General features: G+C 69.6%; 18 protein-coding genes. 13 read left to right on the top strand and 5 right to left on the bottom strand.

What is annotated here, in order from left to right:
* Positions 1-20 precede the first annotated feature (20 nt).
* Positions 21-590 (top strand): MOSC domain-containing protein, encoded by a 570-nt coding sequence (locus ACAH41_RS26545; protein WP_325649535.1) that lies wholly within the window; start codon positions 21-23, stop codon positions 588-590.
* A 245-nt stretch (positions 591-835) separates the two neighbouring features.
* The gene (locus tag ACAH41_RS26550; protein ID WP_370538670.1) at positions 836-3748 is read left to right on the top strand and encodes a diguanylate cyclase; all 2913 of its coding nucleotides are present in this window, start codon (positions 836-838) and stop codon (positions 3746-3748) included.
* On the opposite strand, the gene ACAH41_RS26555 is transcribed toward ACAH41_RS26550, so the two are convergent.
* Entirely contained in the window at positions 3730-4833 is a 1104-nt protein-coding gene (locus tag ACAH41_RS26555; protein ID WP_325649530.1) for an alkene reductase, read from the bottom strand. The two genes, ACAH41_RS26550 and ACAH41_RS26555, sit on opposite strands and share 19 nt — an antisense overlap.
* 59 nt (positions 4834-4892) lie before the next feature.
* Here ACAH41_RS26555 and ACAH41_RS26560 point away from each other — a divergent pair, with 59 nt between their 5' ends.
* On the top strand, positions 4893-5780 hold the full coding sequence (locus tag ACAH41_RS26560) for a 23S rRNA (adenine(2030)-N(6))-methyltransferase RlmJ (protein ID WP_325649528.1): 888 nt from the start codon (positions 4893-4895) through the stop codon (positions 5778-5780).
* A gap of 82 nt (positions 5781-5862) precedes the next feature.
* Positions 5863-8373 (top strand): prolyl oligopeptidase family serine peptidase, encoded by a 2511-nt coding sequence (locus ACAH41_RS26565; RefSeq protein WP_325649526.1) that lies wholly within the window; start codon positions 5863-5865, stop codon positions 8371-8373.
* Between the two features lie 30 nt (positions 8374-8403).
* On the opposite strand, the gene ACAH41_RS26570 is transcribed toward ACAH41_RS26565, so the two are convergent.
* Positions 8404-9183, bottom strand: a complete 780-nt coding sequence (locus tag ACAH41_RS26570) for a hypothetical protein (RefSeq protein WP_325649525.1) — start codon at positions 9181-9183, stop codon at positions 8404-8406.
* Between the two features lie 336 nt (positions 9184-9519).
* On the opposite strand from ACAH41_RS26570, the gene ACAH41_RS26575 reads away from it, so the two are divergent.
* Positions 9520-11490: a M61 family metallopeptidase gene (locus tag ACAH41_RS26575; protein ID WP_370538671.1), complete on the top strand. Its 1971-nt coding sequence runs from the start codon at positions 9520-9522 to the stop codon at positions 11488-11490.
* A gap of 4 nt (positions 11491-11494) precedes the next feature.
* On the opposite strand, the gene ACAH41_RS26580 is transcribed toward ACAH41_RS26575, so the two are convergent.
* Together ACAH41_RS26580 and ACAH41_RS26585 are read right to left on the bottom strand one after the other, a co-directional pair.
* A complete protein-coding gene (locus ACAH41_RS26580) occupies positions 11495-12682 on the bottom strand; it encodes a glycosyltransferase (protein ID WP_325649522.1) in 1188 nt (395 codons plus the stop codon).
* A gap of 42 nt (positions 12683-12724) precedes the next feature.
* Positions 12725-13798 (bottom strand): bile acid:sodium symporter family protein, encoded by a 1074-nt coding sequence (locus ACAH41_RS26585; RefSeq protein ID WP_325649521.1) that lies wholly within the window; start codon positions 13796-13798, stop codon positions 12725-12727.
* 79 nt (positions 13799-13877) lie between these two features.
* Here ACAH41_RS26585 and ACAH41_RS26590 point away from each other — a divergent pair, with 79 nt between their 5' ends.
* The 8 genes from ACAH41_RS26590 (at position 13878) to ACAH41_RS26625 (ending at position 21056) form a co-directional block, all read left to right on the top strand.
* Positions 13878-14708 carry a helix-turn-helix transcriptional regulator gene (locus ACAH41_RS26590; protein ID WP_325649519.1) on the top strand — a complete coding sequence of 277 codons (831 nt, stop codon included), beginning with the start codon at positions 13878-13880 and terminating at the stop codon, positions 14706-14708.
* Positions 14705-14929 carry a 4Fe-4S dicluster domain-containing protein gene (locus ACAH41_RS26595; RefSeq protein WP_325649518.1) on the top strand — a complete coding sequence of 75 codons (225 nt, stop codon included), beginning with the start codon at positions 14705-14707 and terminating at the stop codon, positions 14927-14929. The genes ACAH41_RS26590 and ACAH41_RS26595 overlap by 4 nt, the downstream gene beginning before the upstream one ends.
* Before the next feature lie 168 nt (positions 14930-15097).
* Positions 15098-17209: an ATP-binding protein gene (locus tag ACAH41_RS26600; RefSeq protein ID WP_325649516.1), complete on the top strand. Its 2112-nt coding sequence runs from the start codon at positions 15098-15100 to the stop codon at positions 17207-17209.
* Positions 17210-17332: 123 nt separating this feature from the next.
* Positions 17333-18115, top strand: coding sequence for a GntR family transcriptional regulator (locus ACAH41_RS26605; RefSeq protein WP_325649514.1), 783 nt, complete (start codon positions 17333-17335; stop codon positions 18113-18115).
* Positions 18112-18912, top strand: a complete 801-nt coding sequence (locus ACAH41_RS26610) for a transporter substrate-binding domain-containing protein (protein WP_325649512.1) — start codon at positions 18112-18114, stop codon at positions 18910-18912. Before ACAH41_RS26605 ends, ACAH41_RS26610 begins: the two co-directional genes overlap by 4 nt.
* A 54-nt stretch (positions 18913-18966) precedes the next feature.
* Complete coding sequence (locus tag ACAH41_RS26615) at positions 18967-19623, top strand: amino acid ABC transporter permease (RefSeq protein ID WP_325649510.1); 657 nt, start codon at positions 18967-18969, stop codon at positions 19621-19623.
* A gap of 16 nt (positions 19624-19639) precedes the next feature.
* Positions 19640-20293, top strand: coding sequence for an amino acid ABC transporter permease (locus ACAH41_RS26620; protein WP_325649508.1), 654 nt, complete (start codon positions 19640-19642; stop codon positions 20291-20293).
* Positions 20277-21056: an amino acid ABC transporter ATP-binding protein gene (locus ACAH41_RS26625; protein WP_325649506.1), complete on the top strand. Its 780-nt coding sequence runs from the start codon at positions 20277-20279 to the stop codon at positions 21054-21056. Before ACAH41_RS26620 ends, ACAH41_RS26625 begins: the two co-directional genes overlap by 17 nt.
* A gap of 197 nt (positions 21057-21253) precedes the next feature.
* Here ACAH41_RS26625 and ACAH41_RS26630 read toward each other — a convergent pair whose 3' ends face one another.
* On the bottom strand, positions 21254-21625 hold the full coding sequence (locus tag ACAH41_RS26630; RefSeq protein ID WP_325649504.1) for a PspC domain-containing protein: 372 nt from the start codon (positions 21623-21625) through the stop codon (positions 21254-21256).
* Between the last annotated feature and the right edge of the window lie 50 nt (positions 21626-21675).

The following is a 21675-nucleotide window of genomic DNA, read 5'->3' on the forward strand; positions in this document are numbered from 1 at the left end:
CACCGGCGAAAATGCCGGGCATGAAAATCCTCAGCGTCAACGTTGCCCGCGCCCAGCGCGTGCAGATCAACGGCCGCGAGGTCATGACCGCCATTGGCAAGCGCCCTTGCAGCGCCCCGGTGATGATCCATCCGCTGGGCCTGGAAGGCGACGAGCAGGCGGACCCCACGGTGCACGGCGGCATTCAAAAGGCCGTCTACGCCTACCCCAGCGAACACCTGCCGTTCTGGCGCACCGTGCGCGCGCAGGCTCGCGCCGGCGCCTGGGACGAAGACGTGCCGCCCGGCCTCGTCGGCGAGAACCTCACGCTGCAAGGCGTCACCGAACGCGAATTGTGGGTTGGCGACCGCCTGATCCTGCCCAGTGGCGCCACGCTGGTCGTCAGCGAACCCCGCCAACCCTGCTTCAAGTTCAATGCCGCGATGGGCTTCAACCAGGCCTCGAAGCTGATGGTGCAGTCCGGCTACTGCGGCAGCTACCTCGCGGTGCTGGTACCGGGCGAGGTGCAGGCGGGCGACGAGATCACGCTGGTGCCGGGCGCGCGCGAGCTCAGTCTGTCCGAGTGGTTCCGCGCCAAGATGGCCCGCTGACCCGCTGCCGCTCCGCCAATGCCCGACGCCCGTGCGAATGGCGGGTCGCAGGCCCGCTTCTTCGCGTTTGTTGCGCTGATGCGCCGCGCTACGCTGCACCTGGAATGACACGATCTTCCGTGAAGGGCAGCAGGCCCGGCCACAGTCTGCAATGGTTGAGCGCACTGACCCGCTGGCCGCTGGCGTGGCGGTGCCTGTGCGCAGCGCTCGCCAGCTGTCTGGCGGCGATGGCAGGGCCAGCAGCCATGGCGCAGGCCTTGCCGCTGCAGTACATGCAGTCGGCGTCCGGCCTGGACAATCTCGTCGTCACCGCCCTGGCACAAGACGACAAGGGCCGGCTCTGGATCGGCACCGAGAACGGCCTGTACCTGCACGACGGCTCGCGCATTGCACGCGCCGATCCTGAAGCACTTCCGCTGGCGGACCGGCAGATCACCGCCCTCATGCCGGCAACCCAGGGCGGGCTCTGGGTGGGCACCACGGAGGCCCTGTGGCTCCGGCGGGACGGAGGTTTCACCCAGGTCACGGACCAGGCGGGCCGGCCGTTGCCAGTCGCCCTCGGGCAGACGCTGGCGCTCACCACCGCAGGCGACCTGCTGGTGCTCTCCAAGGGGCAGCTCAAGCGAGTGCCGGCTGTACCGGCCGCCAGCGCAGCAGCCACCTGGACGCCCGCGAGCCTTCAAGCCGTGCCCGCTCTGCCGCCAGAGGCCCAAGCCAAGCTGACCAGCCTGGTGCTGCAATCCATCCTGGTGGACCGCGAAGACAGCTTGTGGATGGGGTGTGGCAAGGCCTTGTGCCGATGGCAGCAAGGCCGGCTGGCGCAATGGACAGAGAAACAAGGCCTGCCGCAGACGCTCTGGCGCAGCCTGCTGCAGGCGCGCGACGGCAGCATCTGGGCACGCGCTCCTGAGCGCGTGATGCAGCTGCCGGCGGGTGGGCAGCAGTTCGAAGCCCGCACCCCCGCAGAACTGCGCCCGGGCACCCTGCATCCGCAAATGCCGATGGCGGAAGACGGCCTTGGCCGCATCCTGACCTTGGAGGACGGCGGCCTGCTGCGCTGGGATGGCAGCCGCTGGCAGCGCTTTGGCCGCAGCAACGGCCTCGAAGCCGCCGGCGGCGTGCACGCCATCCTGGTCGACCGCGACCGTGAGGTCTGGCTCGGCACGGCCGGGCGCGGCCTGGCGCGCTGGTCAGGCTACGACCACTGGTCCAACTGGACGATGGGCCAGGGCCTGCCGGACCCGGAAGTCTGGCGCTTCATGCGCGACAGCCGCGGCCGCTTCTGGTTGGGCACGGGCTCAGGCGTTGCACAGACCTCGGGGGGCGCAGGGACCACGGCCCCTCTGCAGGTGCACCCGACCGCCGGGACCGCCCACCAGGTTGGCAGTGTGGTGGAAGACGCGCAGCACCAGCTCTGGATGGCGACCTTCCAGGGCGAGGTGCTGCGGCGCGACGAACGCAGCGGCCGATGGCGCCGCGCGGTGGCCGGCCTGCCGGTGATCTACCAGTTGCTGCCCCGCCCGGATGGCACGCTGTGGGCGGCCACCGATGGCGGCCTGTACGACATCCGGCCAGATGGCACAGGCCAGGCGGTGGCCCGGCGGATCGAGGCTGAACGCTCAGCAACGGGCAGAGATGCCGCCATTTTGAACATGTGCCAGGACGATGCGGGTCGCCTCTGGCTGGCGACCAGCGCAGGCCTGTTGCTGCAACTGCCCGGCCAAGGCTTCACAAGGCCCCGGGTGCAGGGCTTGCCCAGCGCCACCACGGCCGTCTGGCCCCTGGCCTGCGGAAAGCACCAGCGCGTGTACTTCGCAACCCGTGACGGCGGCCTGTGGCGCATGGCGCCAGATGCCGCAGGCGGCTGGCATGCCGAGCGCGTGCGGGCCCAGGCGCTGGGCAGGCGCAACATCCAGAGCTTGCTGGAGGATCGCCGTGGCTGGCTGTGGGTGGCGAGCGATGGGGGCTTGCTGGTCACCGACGGCGAACGCTGGCGCCGCTTCGATCCCTCCGAAGGGCTGGTCTGGGGCGATTGCAACCAGAACGCACTCTATGAAGACGAGGACGGTGACATCTGGGTGGGCACCAGCCAGGGTGCGAGCAGGATTTCGCAACCCGAGCAGCTGCTGGGACAGGCCAATCTGGCGCTTGACATCGCCAGCATCCGCCGCGCCCAGGAAACGCCAGACCCTGCCTTGCCCTGGCAGGCGAACTGGTCCGAGCAGCCTCTGGCGATCCACTGGCGGGTGCCCGTCTTTGCCAACCGGGAAGGCTTGCGCGTCTGGTACCGGCTGCGCGGTCAAAGCGACGAGTGGACGGTCACCTCGAACCAGGAAGTGGGCTTTGCCGCCCTGCCCGAAGGCGACTACAGCTTCGAGGCCTGGGCAGAAAACCTGGACCTGGGCCAACGCTCGGCCACGGTCAGCTTTTCATTTCAGATCCTGCCACCCTGGTGGCGCAGCCAGTGGGCTCGCCTGGGCTATGCCGCTTTGATCGCCTGCCTGGTCATGGCGGCGCACCGATGGCGCGTGGGTCGCCTGATGCACCGGCAGACCGAGCTGAAGCGGCTGGTGCACGAACGAACGCAGGCGCTGGAGGCCTCCCATGAACAGATGCGCCAACTGGCACTCACCGACGGCCTGACCGGCGCGCTGAACCGGCGGGCCATCATGGCCACGGCCGAGCGGGAACTGGCCAGGGCCAGGCGAAGCGAGCCGCCGGTGATGCTGGTGCTGCTTGACATCGACCACTTCAAACGCGTGAACGATCGCCATGGCCACCCTGCGGGCGATGCCGTGCTGCAAGCCGTCGTGGGCTGCCTGCAGGCCGACATTCGCGAGTACGACGCCCTCGGCCGCTACGGCGGCGAAGAGTTCCTGCTGGTGCTGCCCGGCCTGTCCTGCGCCACCTCGGCCGGCCGGCAGCGCGTCGAGCACCTGTGCCGCCTGGTGGCGCAACACCCATTCGCGCTGGAGGACGGCACGCCGCTGACCGTCACCTGCAGCATGGGCGCGGTCGACAGCACGCAGGCAGAGGGCGCTGCCGAACTCAAGCCTTTGATCGACCTGGCCGACCAGGCCCTCTACCGCGCCAAGCAGCAAGGGCGCAATCGCGTGGCGTTTGCCAGCGCCACGGAAGCTCAGCCCAGGCTCGGATAGTCCGTGTAGCCCTCGGGCCCGCTGCCGCCATACAGGCGCTTCATGTCCGGCACGGCCAGTTCGGCGTTCTTTTCGAGGCGCAGCTTCAGGTCCGGGTTGGCAATCGCCGGCTTGCCGAAGGCGACCAGGTCGGCCTTGCCGGTTTCGATGGCATCCATCGCCATCGCGCGGTCGTAGCCGTTGTTGACCATCCAGGCGCCAGGGAAGAGTTTCTTCAGCGCGGGGAAGTCGAAGGTGATGCCCTGGTCGCTGAGGTCGCGCGGGCCGCCGGTCGCCCCTTCGACCACGTGCACGAAGGCCAGGCCCAGCGGGGCCAGGCCCTTCACCACGTACTCGTACAGCGCCTGGGCATTGCTGTCCTGGCCGATGTCGTTGGCCGGCGTGATGGGCGACAGGCGAATGCCGGTGCGGCCGCCGCCAATCTCGTCGGTGATGGCCTTGGCGACCTGCAGCAGCAGCTTGGCGCGGTTCTCGATCGGGCCGCCGTATTCGTCCGTGCGGTCGTTGCAGCTGTCGCGCAGGAACTGCTCCAGCAGGTAGCCGTTGGCGGCGTGGATCTCGACGCCATCGAAGCCGGCCTCGATCGCGTTGCGCGCGGCCTTGCGGTAGTCCTCGATGGTGGTGGCAATCTCGGGCAGCGTCAGCGCGCGCGGTGCGGACACCGGCGCGAAGCCTTCGGCAATGTAGGTCTTGGTGTTGGCAGGCTTCGCGGTGGACGAGACCGGCTGCGCGCCTTCGGGCAGCAGCGAGCTGTGCGAGATGCGGCCCACGTGCCAGAGCTGGATCACGATCTTGCCGCCCTCGGCATGCACCGCATCGGTCACCTTCTTCCAGCCCGTCACCTGCTCGGGGCTGTAGATGCCCGGCGTGTCGAGGTAACCCTGGCCCATCGGGCTGATCTGGCTGGCCTCGGTGACGATCAGGCCCATGCCGGTGGCCGGGTTGGCGCGCTGGCGGTAATACTCGACCATCAGGTCGTTGGGCACACGGCCGGCGCTGGCGCGGTTGCGGGTCAGCGGCGCCATCACGACACGGTTTTCCAGTGCGATCTGGCCGACTTGGAGGGGGGAGAAAAGATTGCTCATCCTTCCAGCCTAGTCCGCCCGGTACAGTCCGGTGTTGACCTGACAGAAAGACCCCCGAGATGCTGGCCTATCGACACGCCTTCCATGCAGGCAACCACGCCGATGTGCTAAAGCACCTGGTGCTGGTCCAGGTGTTGCGCTACATGGCGGAAAAGGACAAGCCTTACCGCTATGTCGACACCCACGCCGGCGCCGGCGGCTACCTGCTCAAGGGCCAGCAGGCGCAGAAGACAGCGGAGTACCGCGAAGGCATCAACCGCCTGTGGAGCCGGCCCGACCTGCCGCCGCTGGTGGCCGACTACGTGCGGCTGGTGCAGGAATTCAACCTGCAGCCGGGCGAAGACGGCGTGCAGCCGGTGCTGGAAAAAGGCATGACGCCGCCGCTGGCGCTCTACCCCGGCTCGCCCTCCATCGCCCGCCAGCTGCTGCGCCGCACCGACCAGATGCGCATGTTCGAGCTGCACCCGACCGACGCGCGCACGCTGGCCGCCCACTTCGGCGGCAACAAGCATGTGCAGATCTTCAACGAGGACGGTTTTGCCGGCCTCAAGGGCCAGGTGCCGCCGAATCCGCGCCGCGGGCTGGTGCTGATGGATCCGTCCTACGAGCTGGTGGGCGACTACGGCAAGGTCGTCGCGGCGCTGCGCGAAGCGGTGGTGCGCTTTGCCGAAGGCGTCTACATGGTCTGGTACCCGCAGGTCAGCCGGGTCGAATCGGCCCAGCTGCCCAAGCGGCTGATGGCGCTGTCGCCCAAGGGCTGGCTGCACGTGCGGCTGACGGTGAGCCAACCCGGCGAGCGCGGCTTCGGCCTGACAGGCTCGGGCATGTTCATCATCAACCCACCCTGGACGCTGCACGCGCAGCTGAAGGAAGTGATGCCCTTCCTGGTCGAGACGCTGGCGCAGTTCGATGGCGCCAGCTACGTGATCGAAGAGCAGCCGGCCTGAGCGCCAGCCCCCAAAATCCCTGTGGCCGCGTTCAACCGACGCGGCCACTTTTTCATCCGCATCCCACAAGGAGCTTGTGTCCGTGTCTGTTTCGCTTGCCCGTCTCCTGGCGGCCACGCTGAGCGTGGCCGTGCTGCCAGCCACGCTGGCCGCGCCCTCATCGCCTGCCACGCCATCCGGCTACAGCCAGCCGCCGAAGAACATCCTGGACGTGCTGCACGCCCCGTCGCCGCCGGTGCCGTTTGTCAGCCCGACGCGCCAGGCCATGCTGCTGGTCTCGTGGACCGACTACCCGGCGATGTCGCGCGTGGCCACGCCCTTCCTGAAGCTGGCCGGCGCGCGGGTCGAGATCGCCAACCACAGCAAGCACGACACGCCCGGCGGCTACGGCATCGCGCCCTGCGCGCAGTCCCTCCAGCTGGTGCGCCTGCCCGATGGCGCGAGCACGCCGCTGGCGCTGCCGGCCGGCGCCTGCCCGGGTGAGCCGGTGTGGGCCGCCGACGGCCAGCGCTTCGCGTTTGCCAACACCACGCGTGACGCTGTGGAACTGTGGGTTGGCAACGCCGCCACCGGCGCGTTGCGCCGCATGCCCGGCGTGCGCCTGAACCCGATGCTGGACAACGGCCTGCAATGGCTGCCGGACCAGAAGACGCTGCTGGTGCTGACCGTGCCCGCGGGCCTCGGCGCACCACCGCCCGAGCCCATCGTCCCAAGCGGCCCCAGCATCCAGCAGACCACCGGCGCGCAGGGTGAAAGCAGCACCTACGAAAACCGCGACACGCTGAACAGCCCGCACGACGAGGACCTGTTCGATCACTACGCCAGCTCGCAGGTCACGCTGGTCAACACCGCCAGCGGCAGCGTCGTGCCGGTCGGTAAGCCGGCCAACCACGAATCGCTGGACGCTGCGCCGGACGGTCGGCATGTGCTGGTCACGCGCATCCACAAGCCGTACTCGTACGTCACGACCCATGAGCGCTTCCCGCGCGAGGTCGAGGTCTGGGACATCGGCAACCCGGCCAAGGTCAGCGTCGCGAAGATTGCTTCCATTCCGCTGACCGACCGGGTGCCGGTGGCCGGCGTGCCAGTCGGCCCGCGCGAGTTCTCGTGGCGCCAGACCGAGCCGGCGACGCTGGTCTGGGCCGAGGCGCTGGACGGCGGCGACTGGAAGGTCGACGCGCCGCAGCGCGACAAGGTGATGCTGCTGAAGGCACCGTTCACCGCCGCGCCCACCGAGGTCGTTCGGCTGGCGCAGCGCTACGTGGGCGTGCTGTGGGGCGAACGCGCCGGCACCGCGGTGATCGACGAATTCGACGAGAACCGCCACTGGCGCCGCGGGCTGATGGTCGACTTCGACCAAGCCGCGCCAGCAGCCAAGGTCGTCTGGGACCTCTCCAGCGACGAAAAATACGCCAACCCCGGCCGCCCGGTGTTCCGCCGGCTGGCCAGTGGCGCGCTGGTGATGCGCCAGGACGGCGACGCGATCTTCCTGTCCGGCCTGGGCGCGTCGCCCGACGGCGACCGGCCCTTCCTGGACAGGCTGGACCTGAACACGCTGCAGAGCCAGCGCCTGTTCCGCAGCGACAAGACCGCCTTCGAGCGCTTCCTGGCCTTCACCGGCCCGGACAACCAGCACTTCCTGACCTGGCACCAGACGCCGGCCAGCCCGCCCAACGCCTTGCTGCGCACGCTGGGCGCGCCGGTGGATGCTGCCACGGGTGAAGCGAAGTTCGCCACCAGCGCCGCCGCCGTCACCCACCTGCCGGACCCGACGCCCGAGGTGCGGGCGATCCAGAAGCGGCTGGTGAAGTACAAGCGCGCCGACGGGCTGGACCTGTCGTTCACGCTGTACACGCCGCCGGGCTACGTGGAAGGCACGCGCGTGCCGACCATCCTCTACGCCTACCCGCTGGACTATGCCGACCCGGCCAAGGCCGGCCAGGTCACCGGCTCGCAAGCCACCTTCACGCGGCTGCGCCAGTACCGGCTGCTGCTGCTGGCCGGCTACGCCATCATCGACAACGCGGCCTTCCCCATCGTCGGCGACCCCAAGCGCGCCTATGACAGCTACATGGACCAGTTGGTGGCCGATGCCAAGGCCGCGGTCGACGAAGCCGTCCGCCTTGGCGTGGCGGACCCGGAACGCGTGGGCGTGACCGGCCACAGCCACGGCGCGCTGATGACGGTCAACCTGCTGGCGCACTCGGACCTGTTCCGCGCGGGCGTGGCGACCAGCGGCTCGTACAACAAGACGCTGACGCCTTTCGGCTTCCAGAGCGAACGCCGCTCGGTGTGGGACGCACCGGAGGTCTACACCAAGGTCTCGCCGTTCTTCTATGCCGACAAGCTCAAGACCCCGGTGCTGATCGTGCACGGCGCGGACGATGCCAACCCCGGCACCACGCCGCTGCAGGCCAGCAAGCTGTACGAGGCTTTGCGCGGCAACGGCGGCACGGCCCGGCTGGTGATGCTGCCGCACGAGCCGCACTGGTACGCGGCGATGGAGTCGAACGAGCAGCTGATCGCCGAGATGGTCAGCTGGTTTGACCAGTACGTGAAGAACGCAGCGCCGCGCAAGGTCGCGGCAAAGTGAGGCGCCTGCCGCCCACCCGGGCGGCAGGATTCAGCCCAAGCGCAGCATCGAGCGCAGCTGGTTCACCAGCCCGGAGCTGCCCGCTGCGCTGGTGGGCCGCGTGGGGGCTTCGGCATCGAAACCCGAGGGCAATTCGGAGGGCACTTCCGAAGGAAACTGCGTGTCCAGAATGCCTTCGGAGGCCATGTCTTCCAGGAAGGCCGAGCACTCGTCCTCGGCCACGTTGCTCAGGCGGGACAGCTCGAACACGCTGAGGCTGCGCGTGGTCAGCAGGCTGGCCAGGCGCGGCAGGTAGCGGTGGCTGGTCAGGCTGGCAGCGCTGGGCCAGCGGTTCAGCCGGAAGATCAGCGCGGCATCGCTCGATTCGCCTGCAGGCGCCAGGCGCGGCAAAGGCGCGGTCTCCTCCAGCGAGGCCTCGCGCGGCGGCTCCGCCGGCACCGGCTGGGAAGCCGCCGCCAGGCCGGCCTGAAGTTCCCCGCTCTCCCGGGCTTCCGCTTCTTCACGCCGCTCCACGTGCAGCAGCAGCGCCAGCACCTGGTCGAGTTGCAAAGGGCGCGCGAGCGCGTAGCGGCTGCCAGCCGGCATGCCGGCCTGCATTTCGCCCACCCAGACGATGGTGACCGGCATGGCCAGCACCGGCAGCGGCTCGCCCAGCGGTTGCAGCAGCAGGTCGGCCTCGCCCAGCGTGCCGAGCGACCAGGCGTCGCGCGTGCTGTGCTGGGAAAAATTCAGGAAGATCTGCAGCGCGGAGGCATCTGCCTCGGTCAAACCGTGGCTGGCCACCACCCTGCTTCGGCGATTTGCGTTCATGCCGCTCTCGTGTGTTGTGCACGCCCGCGCCGCTCGGGGCCACGCCCCTTGCCCGGCCGGGCATCAGTCATCCAGCATGATCGCAGAGCGCATGCCAAGACCCCATCCCATGGATGTGTCAAATGTCATCAAGGGAAAGGGCGCCGCGCACGGCAGGGGATTGCCTTTGTGACAAATTCACTTTTCCTGGCTCCGACGCACAATTTCGACATGCCGTGCCATGGCGCCCTGCCGGACCGTTGCCGGCAAGCCCACGCACCGGCCAGGACAGGCTGCCGGAGCGTCGATACTTCGGCGATGCAGCTACCGAAGAACCTGTCCGCAGACCTGCGGGCCATGCGGACACCGCTTCGCGGGTGGGCCGCCGCCGGCCTCTGCCTGGCCGCCCTGTTCGCCTCGCCGGCCTTGGCCGCCGGGCCTGCCTCCACCCCGGCCGAGGCCGAAGCCACGGCCTGGCCCGGCACCATCGGGCTCGAGGTGGACGCGACCGACCTGGCGCACCGCCTGCTGCGCGTGCGCCAACGTTTGCCGGTCACGCAGGCCGGCCCGCTCACGCTCTGGTACGCGCGCTTCCTGCCCGGTGCCCACGGGCCCTACGGCGACGTCAGCCGCCTGGCCGGCCTGACCGTGCTGGCAGGCGACCGGCGCCTGCCCTGGCAGCGCGACGTGACCGATCCGTTTGCCTTCCACCTGAGCGTGCCGGCCGGCGTCAGCGAGTTGCAGCTGGAATTCCAGTACGCCGCGCCGGTCAAGCACGGCGGCGACCGCATCAGCATCACCCGCGAGATGCTGGGCGTGGAATGGGAAACCGTGCTGCTGTACCCGGCCGGGCCGGCGGCCGCGGCCATCCGCGTCAAGCCACGGCTGCGCCTGCCACCTGGCTGGCAGCCCGCCACCGCACTGCGCTCGCCGGCCGGCCAGCCCGCACGCGCCGGCGACGACGGCTGGGTCGACTGCGCCGAGGTCGGCCTCGAAACCCTGGTCGATTCGCCGCTGTTCGCCGGCCGCTACACCCGGCGCATCGAGCTGGACCCGCCCGGCACGCCGCACGCGGTGGCGCTGAACCTGGTGGCCGACGAGCCCGGCCAGCTCACCGCCACGCCAGCGCAGATCGCCGCCCACAAGGCCCTGGCGCAGCAGGCCGACAGGCTGTTCGGCCACCGCCCGTACCGGCAATACGACTTCCTGCTGGCACTGTCCGACGAGTTCGGCGGCATCGGCCTGGAGCACCACGAGTCCAGCGAAAACGGGCTGGAGGGCGACTACTTCAGCGACTGGGACAAGGCCATCCGTGGCCGCGAGCTGCTGCCGCATGAATACGTGCATGCGTGGAACGGCAAGTTCCGCCGCCCGGCCGACCTCTGGACGCCGCACTACAACACCCCCATGCGCAACTCGCTGCTGTGGGTCTACGAAGGGCTCACGCAGTATTGGGGCCACGTGCTCGCTGCGCGCAGCGGGCTGTCCACAGCCGAACAGGCGCGCGACCGGCTCGCCGCCGTCGCGGCCGATGCGCTGGCCCGCAGCGGCCGGGTCTGGCGCAACCTGCAGGACACCACCAACGAAGCCACGCTGGGCCCCGGCCACGCCGCCGAATGGGAAGACTGGCAGCGCGGCAGCGACTATTACGACGAAGGCCTGCTGCTGTGGCTGGAGGCCGACACGCTGATCCGCGAGAAAAGCGGCGGCAAGAAGTCGCTGGACGACTTTGCACGCAGCTTCTTCGGCCGCACGCCGCAGCAGCGCGCCGATGGCTCGATCCAGCCGCTGACCTACACCTTCGACGAGTTGGTCACCGCGCTCAACGCGCTGCAGCCGCACGACTGGGCCGGCTTCTGGCACGAGCGCCTGAACCGCACCGGCACCGTCGCCCCGCTGGACGGCGTGAGCCATGCCGGCTGGCAGCTGCGCTGGCGCACCGAAGAAAGCCGTTTCTCGGCCCAGGAGCGCGGCTGGAGCGGCCCGGAAGGCGACGAGCGCCCGCAGGACATGGCTTATTCACTCGGCCTGCGCGTGACCAGCGACGGCAAGCTGGACCAGGTCTACTGGGACAGCCCGGCCTTCCAGGCGGGCCTGGCCGCCGGCATGCAGGTGCTGGCCGTCAACGAGCGCAGCTACCGCCCGGAACGGCTGGCCGCCGCGGTCACCGCCAACACCGGCGGCAAGGCGCCGATCCAGCTGCTGGTCAAGGACGGCGACCACTTCTTCAGCGCCCGCATCGACTGGCGCGGCGGCCTGCGCTACCCGGCGCTGGAGCGTGTTGGCACCACGCCGGACCGGCTGGACGCGATCTACAAGCCGAAGTAGGCGCTCAGCCGGCCACCAGCGCCGGCTCGCTGGCCATGCCGGTCGACGCGCCGGCCAGTTCGTGCAGCAGCGCCGCCACTTCGAACACCGCCCGGTTGCGCACCTGCATCACCCGCGAGCGGCGCTGCGGCAGCTGGTCCAGCAAACGGGCGACGCCAGCCGGCACCGCCTTGACCGAATCCACCACCTCGCCCAGGCCTTCGTTGCGCACCCAGTGCGCGTTGTAGCGCTCCTGCGGCATGGTCCAGCGGTTCTCGAAGGTCACCACCGGCAGGCACATCTGCACCGCCTCGCTGAGGCTGCCGGGGCCGGGCTTGCCGATGAAAAAGTCGGCCAGTTGCATCAGGCCCGCCATGTCGGCAACGAATTCCAGCACCGCATGCGGCCCGCCCGGTGTCGCCGTCGGCAGCGCGCGCAGCCGCGCCGCCAGCCGGGCGTTGTGGCCGCAGACCAGCACCAGCTGCACCTCGGGCAGGCCGCGCGCAATGCGCAGCATCTGCATCGAGCCCTGGCCACCGAACATCACCAGGCCGACCGGCCGGTCCGGCCGCAGGCCCAGCGCCGCCCTGCGCTGGGCGCGGACCTCGCCGGACAGCGGTGCCAGGCCATGGAAATCGGGCCGCAGCACCATGCCCGACACGCGCCGCACCTGCGCGGGCGCCAGCCCGGTGGCCAGCGCCTGCGCCGCCGCACGGGGCGTACCGCAGATGAGCGTCTGCAAGGGCTGGCCGGGCTCGATCCAGAAATGCGGCGGATGGTCCGCCAGGTCGGTCATCACGGTCGTGCAACGCCTTGCCGGCGAAGCGACGACGGACTCGTACAGCGCGCGGTTGAAGTTCGGGATCAGCGAGACCACCAGGTCCGGCGCGGTGGCGTCCCAGTGCGCGCGCAGCGTGCGCAGCAGCCACGGGTGCGCCATGCGGATCATGCCCTGCAGCAGCTTGAGCTCCTGCGCGAGGCCCAGGGTCCAGCCGCGCGCCAGGCGCAGGTTGTAGAGGTCTTCCGGCGCCAGCCCGGTGGCGCGCTTGAAGCGCTGCGGCGGGTCCAGCAGGTCGGTCAGGTTGACCAGCCGCACCTCGCACGGCGGCTGACCAGGCGCTTGCAGCACCTGCTGCAACGCCAGCGCCGCGGCACGGTGGCCACCGCCCGCATTGAAGTAGACGAGATCGATGACCTTGCGCTTCAGCTCCATGCCGGGCCGCAGCTTGCCGGGCCGGCATGACAGCGCTGTGAATCAGCCCGTCTGCGCCACCGCGCGCTCGGGCTCGGCCGGCAGCTCACTGGGCAACTCGCTCGGAAACGGCCTTGCCGCGTAGCGCCTGGCCAGCCACGAGCAGACGAACAGCTGCAGCTGGTGGTAGGCCATGATGGGCAGCACGACGATGCCCAGCGTGGGGCTGCCGGCGAACAGCAGGCGGGCCATCGGCACGCCCGAGGCCAGCGTCTTCTTCGAGCCGCAGAAGACCGCGACGATCTCGTCGGCCACCGGGAAGCCCATCGCCCGGGCCACGCGCCGGGTGAACCACAGCATGGGGAACAGGAACAGCGCGGCGCCGACCAACGTCATCGCCAGCAGGCCCCAGCCATGGTTGCGCCACAGGCCATCGGCGACCGAATCGCTGAAGGAGCACCAGACCAGCAGCAGGATCACGCCGCGGTCCACCAGCGTGGTGATGGGCTTGATTTTCTTGAACAAGGCCGCGGCGAACAGCCGCGCGACCTGGCCCAGCGCAAACGGCAGCAGCAGCATCTGGGCGATCTTCAGCATCGTGTGGCCGACCTCCATGGCCTGGCCGTTGGCCGCGGTGAAAACCAGGCTGGCCAGCAGCGGCGTGAGCACCGCGCCAATCAAGGTGGACAGGCTGGCGTTCAGCACTGCCGCGGCCACGTTGCCGCGCGCCAGCGCGGTCATCGCGACCGAGGACGACACGGTGGACGGCAGCACCGCGAGGTAGAAAAAGCCCAGCACCAGCTCGGGCGGCACCATGCTGCCCAGCAGCGTCTTCAGCAGCAGCCACCAGAGCGGGAACAGCGCGAAGGTGCACAGCTGCACCAGCAGGTGCAGGCGCCAGCGCGAGGCGCCGTGGAGCAGGCTCTCGCTGGACAGGGCGGTGCCGTGCAGGAAGAAGATGATGAAGATGCCGATGTTGCCCAACTGGTCCGCATGCAGCAGCCCGCCGCTGCGGCCCAGGTCGGGCCACGCGGAAGCCAGCAGCACCGCGGCCAGCATGCCGAGCATGAAGCCGTCGACCTTGCCGCGTTGTGCGGTGGCGCGAGGGCGGCGAGGAAGCGAGCGGGGAGCGGTCATGCGATGGGAACAGGCGGTCTGCGAGACCGGTTAGGCTAAGCGCCAAAGGTGCGGGCCACTGCCGCTCCTCCGCCAAGCCATGCCGCCGAACCGCCAAACTGCACCTTCTCTCGCCGCCGCGCTGCCCACAGGCCTTCCGCAGGCCGAGCGCAGCGTGCCGCGCCTGCCCAGCCTGCCACGCGTGGTGCTGGCGCGGGTCGAGACGCTGCCGGCCGGTGCCTGGTCGGCCGAGCACAGCCACCCCTGGGGCCAGCTTTCGTACGCCAGCCGCGGCGTGCTGCAGGTGCACACCGCGGCGGGCCACTTCATCGCGCCGCCGGAGCGCGCGGTGTGGGTGCCGGCCGGCCTGCCGCACACGGTCGTCAACACCGGGCCGGCCGAGATGCGCAGCCTGTACGTGGCCAGCCCAGGCCACGGCATGCCTGGCGATTGCCGCGTGCTGGAAATCGGCCCGCTGCTGCGCGAACTGATCCTGGCCGTTTGCGCACTGCCCGAGCTATACGACGACACCGGCGCCGAGGGCCGGCTGGTGCAGGTGCTGCTGGACCAGCTGGCCCAGGCCCGCTCGGCGGTGATGGCCTTGCCACTGCCAACGGACAAGCGCCTCTTGCGCCTGTGTGCCGCGCTGCAGGCCCAGCCGGCCGACCTGCGCACCTGGGGCGAGTGGGCCCAGGACGTCGGCACCAGCGAACGCTCGCTGGTGCGGCTGTTCCAGCAGCAGACCGGCCTCACGCCCGGCGCCTGGCGCCGCCGGCTGCGCCTGCTGCTGTCGCTCTCGCCACTGGCGGCCGGCGACAAGGTGGCCAGCGTGGCACTGGACAGCGGCTACGCCTCGGCCTCCGCCTTCATCACCGCCTTCAGCGCCGAATTCGGCGTGACCCCGGCGCAGATGTTTGCCGCCGAGCGATGAAACCGGTGCCTTTGCCCGCCATCGATCCCGCTGCCTGCACCGGCTGCGGTCGCTGCATCGCCGCATGTCCGCCCAAAGTGCTGTGGCTCGACACGCCGGACCCGCGCGGCTTTGGCCCGAAGCACGCGGTGCTGCACGACGCCGCCGGCTGCACCGGCTGCGCGGTCTGCGAGCGGTGCTGCCCGTTCGATGCAATTGGCATGCGCCGCAGCGCAGGCTGAGCCGCCAGCCCGGCGCGGGGCGCCCGCATTGCGGCCCGCAGGCCGATGGGGCAAGATGCCAGCGCACCGAGGCAAGGTCCCGCAGGTGGCCGCTACGCGCCTGATTCGACATGGCGATGGGCGGATCGCGGGCATGCGTGCGGCCGGGCCGGTCATCTTCGAGCCTGCATGGAACGCCTGAATCGTTTCTATTTGGCACTGTCTCGCATCAGCCAGCTGATGGTGCGCGAGCGGGACGCCCAGACGCTGTTCACCGAGATGTGCCGTGCCTGTGTCGACACCGGCCACGCGCAGATGGCCTGCCTGTACCTGCGCGAAGGTGACCATGCGCTGCGCGCCGCCTCGGCCGGCCCGGCCGAGGAGTTCCTGGCCGGCGTGCCGCAGCCCTGGGACATGACGACCCCGGCGGCCCAGCAGTCCTACACCGTGGCGGCCATGCGCGACGGCACGCCGCTGGTCAGCCACGACTATGCCAACGACCCGCGCGCAGCGGCCTGGCGCGAGCTGGCGCTGCGCCATGGCGTGAAGGCGATGGCCTGGGTGCCGGTGCAGCGCGGCGGCCAGGTGATCGGCGTGCTGATGCTGTCGGCCGCCGTGACCGGTTTTTTCACCGAACCCTTGATGCAGCTGCTGACCGAGATGGTCGGCGGCGTGGCGTTTGCGCTGGCACACATCGACCGCGAGGCCGCGCTGGTGGCCGCGCTGCGCCAGGCCCAGGAAGGCTTCGAGCGCTTCAGCCGGCTGTTCCACCTGGCGCCGCTGCCGGGCGCCATCGTCTCGATGGTCGACCGGCGGGTGATGGACGCCAACGAGGCCTGCTTCCAGCGCTACGGAGTGACGCGCGAGGAGCTGATGGGCCGCACCTTTTCCTCGCTGGGCATTGGCGTGGTGGCCGAGGGCCGCGCGCGCTTCTACGAAGAGATGCGCCAGCAGGGCCGGGTGCGCAACCTGGTCACCACCTCGCTGGACCGCGCCGGAACGGCGCTGCCGGAACTGATCAATGCCGAGGCCATCGAGTTCATGGGCGAGCCCTGCCACATCTCGATGAGCCTGGACCTGAGCGCCCTGCGCGAGGCCGAGCAGGCGCGAGATGCGCTCGACGAGGCCAGGGCCGCCAGCCGCGCCAAGACCGAATTCCTCTCGCGCATGAGCCACGAGCTGCGCACGCCGCTGCACGCGGTGCTCGGCTTTGCCCAGCTGCTGCAGGCCGACGCGCCCGGGCAGCTCTCGCCGCGCCAGCAAACCCAGGTGTCCCACATCTGCGACGCCGGCTGGCACCTGCTGGCGCTGATCAACGACGTGCTGGACGTTTCCCGCATCGAGACCGGCCACCTGCGCGTGGACGCCAGGCCGACGGCGCTGCAGCCCTTGCTCGACGACGCCTTGCGCATGACCTCGCCGCTGGCCGGCACGCTGGCCGTGAGCATCGCCACCCCGTACCGGGACCAGGCCCCGCTGTGGGTGCAGGCCGACCCGATCCGGCTGCGCCAGGTGCTGATCAACCTGCTGTCCAACGCCTTCAAGTACAACCGCCCCGCCGGCACGGTGCAGGTCAGCGCACGGGCCGAGGGCGCGCAGGTGATCGTCGAGGTCATCGACACCGGGCTGGGCATGACGCGCGACCAGCTGGCCCACCTCTACGAGCCGTTCAATCGCCTGGGCCGCGAGCGCGGCGGCATCGAAGGCGCCGGCATCGGCCTGGCCCTGACACGCCAGCTGGTGCAGCTGATGCAGGGGCAGCTGGCGCTGGACAGCGAGGCCGGCGTCGGCACCCGCGCCCGCGTGACGCTGCCGTGGCAGCCCGCCTCCGCCGGCCACGAAGCCGAACCCGGCCGCACCGAAGACACGGCTGCGGAGCGGCCCGCAAGCGAGCACCAGCCAGCCGGCTTGGTGCTCTACATCGAGGACAACCCGGTCAACGGCCAGCTCGTCGAGCAGATGCTGGGCCGCTGGCCCCAGGTGCGCCTGGTGCAGGCTGAAGACGGCGCCAGCGGCCTGGCGCTGGCGCGCACGCTGCAGCCGGACCTGGTGCTGCTGGACATGCACCTGCCCGACATGGACGGCCTGGCGCTGCTGCGCACGCTGCGCGGCAGTGCCGAGACCTGCCAACTGCCGGTGGTGGCCCTGTCTGCCAGCGCCATGCCCGACGATGTGGCCGCGGCGCTGGCGGGCGGCGCAACCGACTACTGGACCAAGCCGCTGGACTTCCTGCGCTTCACCGCCGACGTGCTTCGGCTGCTGCGCCCTCTGCGCACAGCCCCCAGCGACAGCGCTGCCTGATCCGCCCAACCCGCCAGGGCGCACCGTCGCCGGGCCAGTGCACGCCGACGCAGCACCCGGCACACCAAAGCCGTGCGCAAAGCTTGCATACAAGTTGGCACGGGGTGTGCATACAAGGCTGGCATGGCCATCTCCCCGTCCGAAATCAGTGCACGCATCGTCGAAGCGGTGATGGCGCAGAAGCTCGCACCGGGTTCGCGGCTGGGCGAGCAGCAGCTGGCCTTGCTGTTCGACTGCAGCCGCACCGTCGTGCGCGAGGCGCTGACCCGGCTGGCCGCGCGCGGCATCGTGACGGTCAGTGCGCGGCGCGGCTGGTACGTCATCGAGCCTTCGCAGGACGAAGCGCGCGAGGCCTTCGAGGCGCGGCGGGTGATCGAGGTCGGCCTGATCCGCAGCAGCACCGGCCGCATGGACGCTGCGGCGCTGCGCAAGCTGCGCGCGCATGTGCAGCGCGAGAAGGCCGCGCTGAAGGGCGACGACGTGGGCGCGCGCAGCTTCCTGCTCGGCGACTTCCACGTCTGCCTGGCCGAATGCCTGGGCAACTCGCTGCTGGCCGACACGCTGCGCGACTTCACCGCCCGCACCACGCTGATCGCAATGCTCTACCAGTCGCAGCACGACGCGGCCGAGTCCTGCGAGGACCATGTGCGCATCGTCGAGGCGCTGGCGCGCGGCGACGCCGCCGAGGCCGAAACCCTGATGGCCGCGCACATCGGCACCGTGCAGGACGCCTTGCGCGCCAGCGACGACGAACACGACCCGCTGGCCCAGCTGCGCCAGGCCCTCGCGCCGCTGCAGCAAGCCCCGGCGCCTGCCCCGCGCCGCCGCAAGGCCAAGCCCGCGGCCGACGCCACACCCGACACCCCCACCGACGATCCCTCCCCTTACCTCGGAGCCCTGCTATGACTCATCCGCTGTCCAAGCGCCTGTTCACCACCGCCCTGACCGCTGCCGTCCTGCTGGCCGCCGCCGGTGCCGCGCAAGCGCAAAGCGCGCTGGAGAACATCCAGAAGTCCAAGACGCTGAAGGTCGCGATCCCGACCGACTACCCGCCCTACGGTTTTGTCGGCCCCGACATGGCGCCGCTGGGCCTGGACGTGGACATGGCGCGGCTGATCGCCACCAAGCTGGGCGTGAAGGTCGAGCTGGTCCCCGTGACCAGCGCCAACCGCATCCCCTACCTGCAGACCAAGAAGGCCGACCTGGTGATCTCCACGCTGGGCAAGAACGCCGAGCGCGAGAAGGTGATCGATTTCACCGCCGCCTACGCGCCGTTTTTCCAGGGCGTGTTCGCACCGAAGAAGCTCAAGCTGACCTCGTTCGCCGACCTCTCGGGCAAGACCGTGGCCGTGACCCGCGGCGCGATGGAGGACCAGGAGCTGAACAAGGTCGCGCCGTCCAACGTCGACTTCCGCCGCTTCGAGGACAACAACGCCACGATGGCCGCCTTCATCGCCGGGCAGACGCAGACCATCGCGATGAGCGGTGCCGTGGCCGCCGAGATGATCCGCCGCAACCCGCAGGCCGGCGCAGAGTTCAAGCTGCTGCTCAAGGACAGCCCGTGTTTCGTCGGCATTGCCAAGGGCGAAGACGCGCTGAAGGCGAAGGTCAACGAGATCATCGCCGCGGCCAAGAAGGACGGCACGCTGGACGCCATGTCCAAGAAGTGGCTGGGCAAGACCGCCGGCGACCTGCCACTGTAAACAGGCAGCTCTTTTTCGCCTCTCGGCCCTGCGTTCCTTCACCGGAGTTTTCGCATGACCTTCGACTTCTGGGCCGTGCTGGCCGAATGGCCGCTGCTGCTCCAGGGCCTGGCGTGGACGCTGGGCCTGACCGTCATCGCCACCGTGGTCGGCATGGCGGTGGGCATTGGCGGCGCGTGGGCCCGCGCCTGGGGGCCGGCGCCGCTGCGCTGGGCCGTGGGCGTGTACGTGGAGCTGATCCGCAACACGCCTTTCATCGTGCAGCTGTTCTTCATCTTCTTCGGCCTGCCGGCCGCAGGCGTGATGCTGACGCCGATCACCGCCTCGCTGATCGCGATGGTGCTGAACCTTGGGGCCTACGCCACCGAGATCATCCGCGCCGGGCTGCAGGCCACGCCGCGCGGGCAGATGGAAGCTGCGGTGAGCCTGGCGCTTAGCCCCGCCCAGGTCTTCTGGCGCGTGGTGCTGCCGCCGGCGCTGAAGAAGGTCTGGCCGGCAATGGTGAGCCAGATCATCATCGTGATGCTGGGCTCGGCTGTCTGCGGCCAGATCTCGGTCGAGGAGCTGAGCTACGCGGCCAACCTGATCCAGAGCCGCAACTTCCGCGCCTTCGAGGCCTACATCATCGCCACGCTGGCCTACCTGGCGCTGGCCATCCTGGCGCGGCGCTTGTTCAACTGGGCAGGCCCGCGCTTCCTGTTCGGCAAGTGAAGAAGGACGCCGTCACATGACCGAATTCACTTCGTGGGACATCGTGCGCAACCTGCTGCTGGCGCTGCGCTGGACCGTGGTGCTGTCGCTGATCGCGTTTGTCGGCGGCAGCGTCGTCGGCGCGGCGCTGCTGGCGCTGCGGCTGCGCGGCGGCAAGGTGGCGCAGCATTTCATCGCCGGCTATGTGCAGGTCTTCCAGGGCACGCCGCTGCTGATGCAACTCTTCCTCGGCTACTTCGGCCTCGGGCTGCTGGGGCTGGACGTGTCGCCGTGGACCGCTGCGGCCCTCGCGCTCACGCTCTACACCAGCGCCTACCTGACGGAGATCTGGCGCGGCTGCGTGGCGTCCATTCCCAAGGGCCAGTGGGAAGCGTCCACCAGCCTCGCAATGAGCTTTGGCGAGCAGATGCGGCATGTGATCCTGCCGCAGGCCTTGAAGATCGCCACCGCGCCCACCGTCGGCTTCCTGGTGCAGGTCATCAAGGGCACGGCGCTGGCCTCGGTGATCGGCTTTGTGGAGCTGACCAAGGCCGGCTCGATGATTGCCAACGTGACCTTCCGCCCGTTCACCGTGTTTGCCTGCGTGGCGCTGTTCTATTTCGCGCTGTGCTTCCCGATCAGCCTGTTCGCGAAAAACCTCGAAAGGAAGACGAATGTCAGCCGTGCTTGAGACGACCGAGACGACCACTGCCGTGGGCGCGCCCGTGGTGCGCATCACCGCGCTGCGCAAGTCCTTCGGCACGAACGAGGTGCTCAAGGGCATCGACCTGGACGTGCTGCGCGGCGAGGTGGTCTGCATCATCGGCAAGAGCGGCTCGGGCAAGAGCACGCTTTTGAGGTGCATCAATGGCCTGGAGGAATTCCAGGACGGCTCGCTGACGGTGGACGGCAAGCCGCTGCTGTACGAAAGCGCGATGGCCATGCGCGCGCTGCGCCAGCGCGTGGGCATGATCTTCCAGGGCTTCAACCTGTTCCCGCATCTCAGCGTAGGCCGCAACGTGATGCTGGCGCCCACGCTGGTCAAAAAGCGCAGCGGCACGGACGCCGAGGCGCAGGCGAAAAAGCTGCTGACCCGCGTGGGCCTGGCCGAGAAGTTCGACGCGATGCCCGAGCAGCTGTCCGGCGGCCAGCAGCAGCGTGTGGCGATTGCCCGCGCGCTGGCGATGGAGCCGGCCGTGCTGCTGTGCGACGAGATCACCTCGGCGCTGGACCCGGAACTGGTCGGCGAGGTGCTGCGCGTGGTGGAGAGCCTGGCAGACGAAGGCATGACGCTGCTGATGGTCACGCACGAAATGAGCTTCGCCCGCAAGGTCAGCGACCGCGTGATCTTCATGCACCAGGGCCGGGTGCACGAGATGGGCCCGCCGGCGGAATTGTTCGGCAGCCCGAAGACGCCGGAACTGCAGCAGTTCCTGTCCTCGCTGCACGATTGAACCGATTTGCCGTTCGGGCTGAGCGACGCACCCGTTCGGGCTGAGCTTGTCGAAGCCTTCTTTGATCGGCATCCAACGTAGCGCTGCGCAGGCCCTTCGACAGGCTCAGGGCGAACGGGCAGGCGCCGGTTCAGCTCGAACGAGTGGGCAGCCGCTCCTGTCGAACCGGAAAAGAGAAACCTCTTTTCATGCCCCGCTCAACTCCGCATCGTGAAGTTGCCGCCACCCGAACTCATGTGCATCGGCGACTCGACCGGCACCAGCCACCACATCAGCAGGTAGACCAGCAGGCCGGTGCCGCCGCAGACGAACAGCGCCACGAACATCAGGCGCCAGGCCCACGAGGCCAGCCCGCTGAGCTGTGCCAGGCCGCCACACACCCCGCCGACCCAGCGGTCGTCGCGGCTGCGGCGCAGGCCGTTGACTGCATTGACGATGGGCGAGCCGCCGGGGATGGACTGGGCGTTGCCGGCCAGCACGCGGGCCTTGGCGCGGGCAAATTCCTCGTCGCTCAGCACACCGCTGCGGTGCAGTTCGCCAAGCTGGTTCAGTTGTTCGCTTTCAGTCATGTCAGCCTCCTGGGCTGTGGAGAGGGAATGACTGAAGCTTAGGCTTGCGC

It is taken from the genome of Ideonella sp. (assembly GCF_041287625.1).
GTDB lineage: Bacteria > Pseudomonadota > Gammaproteobacteria > Burkholderiales > Burkholderiaceae_C > Ideonella.

Bases quoted from the DNA above. Each gene is read 5' to 3' on its own strand.
- ACAH41_RS26560 (WP_325649528.1), top strand. From the start codon at position 4,893: ATGCTGGCCTATCGACACGCCTTCCATGCAGGCAACCACGCCGATGTG.
- ACAH41_RS26570 (WP_325649525.1), bottom strand. From the start codon at position 9,183: ATGAACGCAAATCGCCGAAGCAGGGTGGTGGCCAGCCACGGTTTGACC.
- ACAH41_RS26630 (WP_325649504.1), bottom strand. From the start codon at position 21,625: ATGACTGAAAGCGAACAACTGAACCAGCTTGGCGAACTGCACCGCAGC.
- ACAH41_RS26545 (WP_325649535.1), top strand. From the start codon at position 21: ATGAAAATCCTCAGCGTCAACGTTGCCCGCGCCCAGCGCGTGCAGATC.
- ACAH41_RS26550 (WP_370538670.1), top strand. From the start codon at position 836: ATGGCGCAGGCCTTGCCGCTGCAGTACATGCAGTCGGCGTCCGGCCTG.
- ACAH41_RS26600 (WP_325649516.1), top strand. From the start codon at position 15,098: ATGGAACGCCTGAATCGTTTCTATTTGGCACTGTCTCGCATCAGCCAG.
- ACAH41_RS26610 (WP_325649512.1), top strand. From the start codon at position 18,112: ATGACTCATCCGCTGTCCAAGCGCCTGTTCACCACCGCCCTGACCGCT.
- ACAH41_RS26585 (WP_325649521.1), bottom strand. From the start codon at position 13,798: ATGACCGCTCCCCGCTCGCTTCCTCGCCGCCCTCGCGCCACCGCACAA.
- ACAH41_RS26555 (WP_325649530.1), bottom strand. From the start codon at position 4,833: ATGAGCAATCTTTTCTCCCCCCTCCAAGTCGGCCAGATCGCACTGGAA.
- ACAH41_RS26595 (WP_325649518.1), top strand. From the start codon at position 14,705: ATGAAACCGGTGCCTTTGCCCGCCATCGATCCCGCTGCCTGCACCGGC.
- ACAH41_RS26625 (WP_325649506.1), top strand. From the start codon at position 20,277: ATGTCAGCCGTGCTTGAGACGACCGAGACGACCACTGCCGTGGGCGCG.
- ACAH41_RS26605 (WP_325649514.1), top strand. From the start codon at position 17,333: ATGGCCATCTCCCCGTCCGAAATCAGTGCACGCATCGTCGAAGCGGTG.
- ACAH41_RS26575 (WP_370538671.1), top strand. From the start codon at position 9,520: ATGCGGACACCGCTTCGCGGGTGGGCCGCCGCCGGCCTCTGCCTGGCC.
- ACAH41_RS26580 (WP_325649522.1), bottom strand. From the start codon at position 12,682: ATGGAGCTGAAGCGCAAGGTCATCGATCTCGTCTACTTCAATGCGGGC.
- ACAH41_RS26615 (WP_325649510.1), top strand. From the start codon at position 18,967: ATGACCTTCGACTTCTGGGCCGTGCTGGCCGAATGGCCGCTGCTGCTC.
- ACAH41_RS26590 (WP_325649519.1), top strand. From the start codon at position 13,878: ATGCCGCCGAACCGCCAAACTGCACCTTCTCTCGCCGCCGCGCTGCCC.
- ACAH41_RS26620 (WP_325649508.1), top strand. From the start codon at position 19,640: ATGACCGAATTCACTTCGTGGGACATCGTGCGCAACCTGCTGCTGGCG.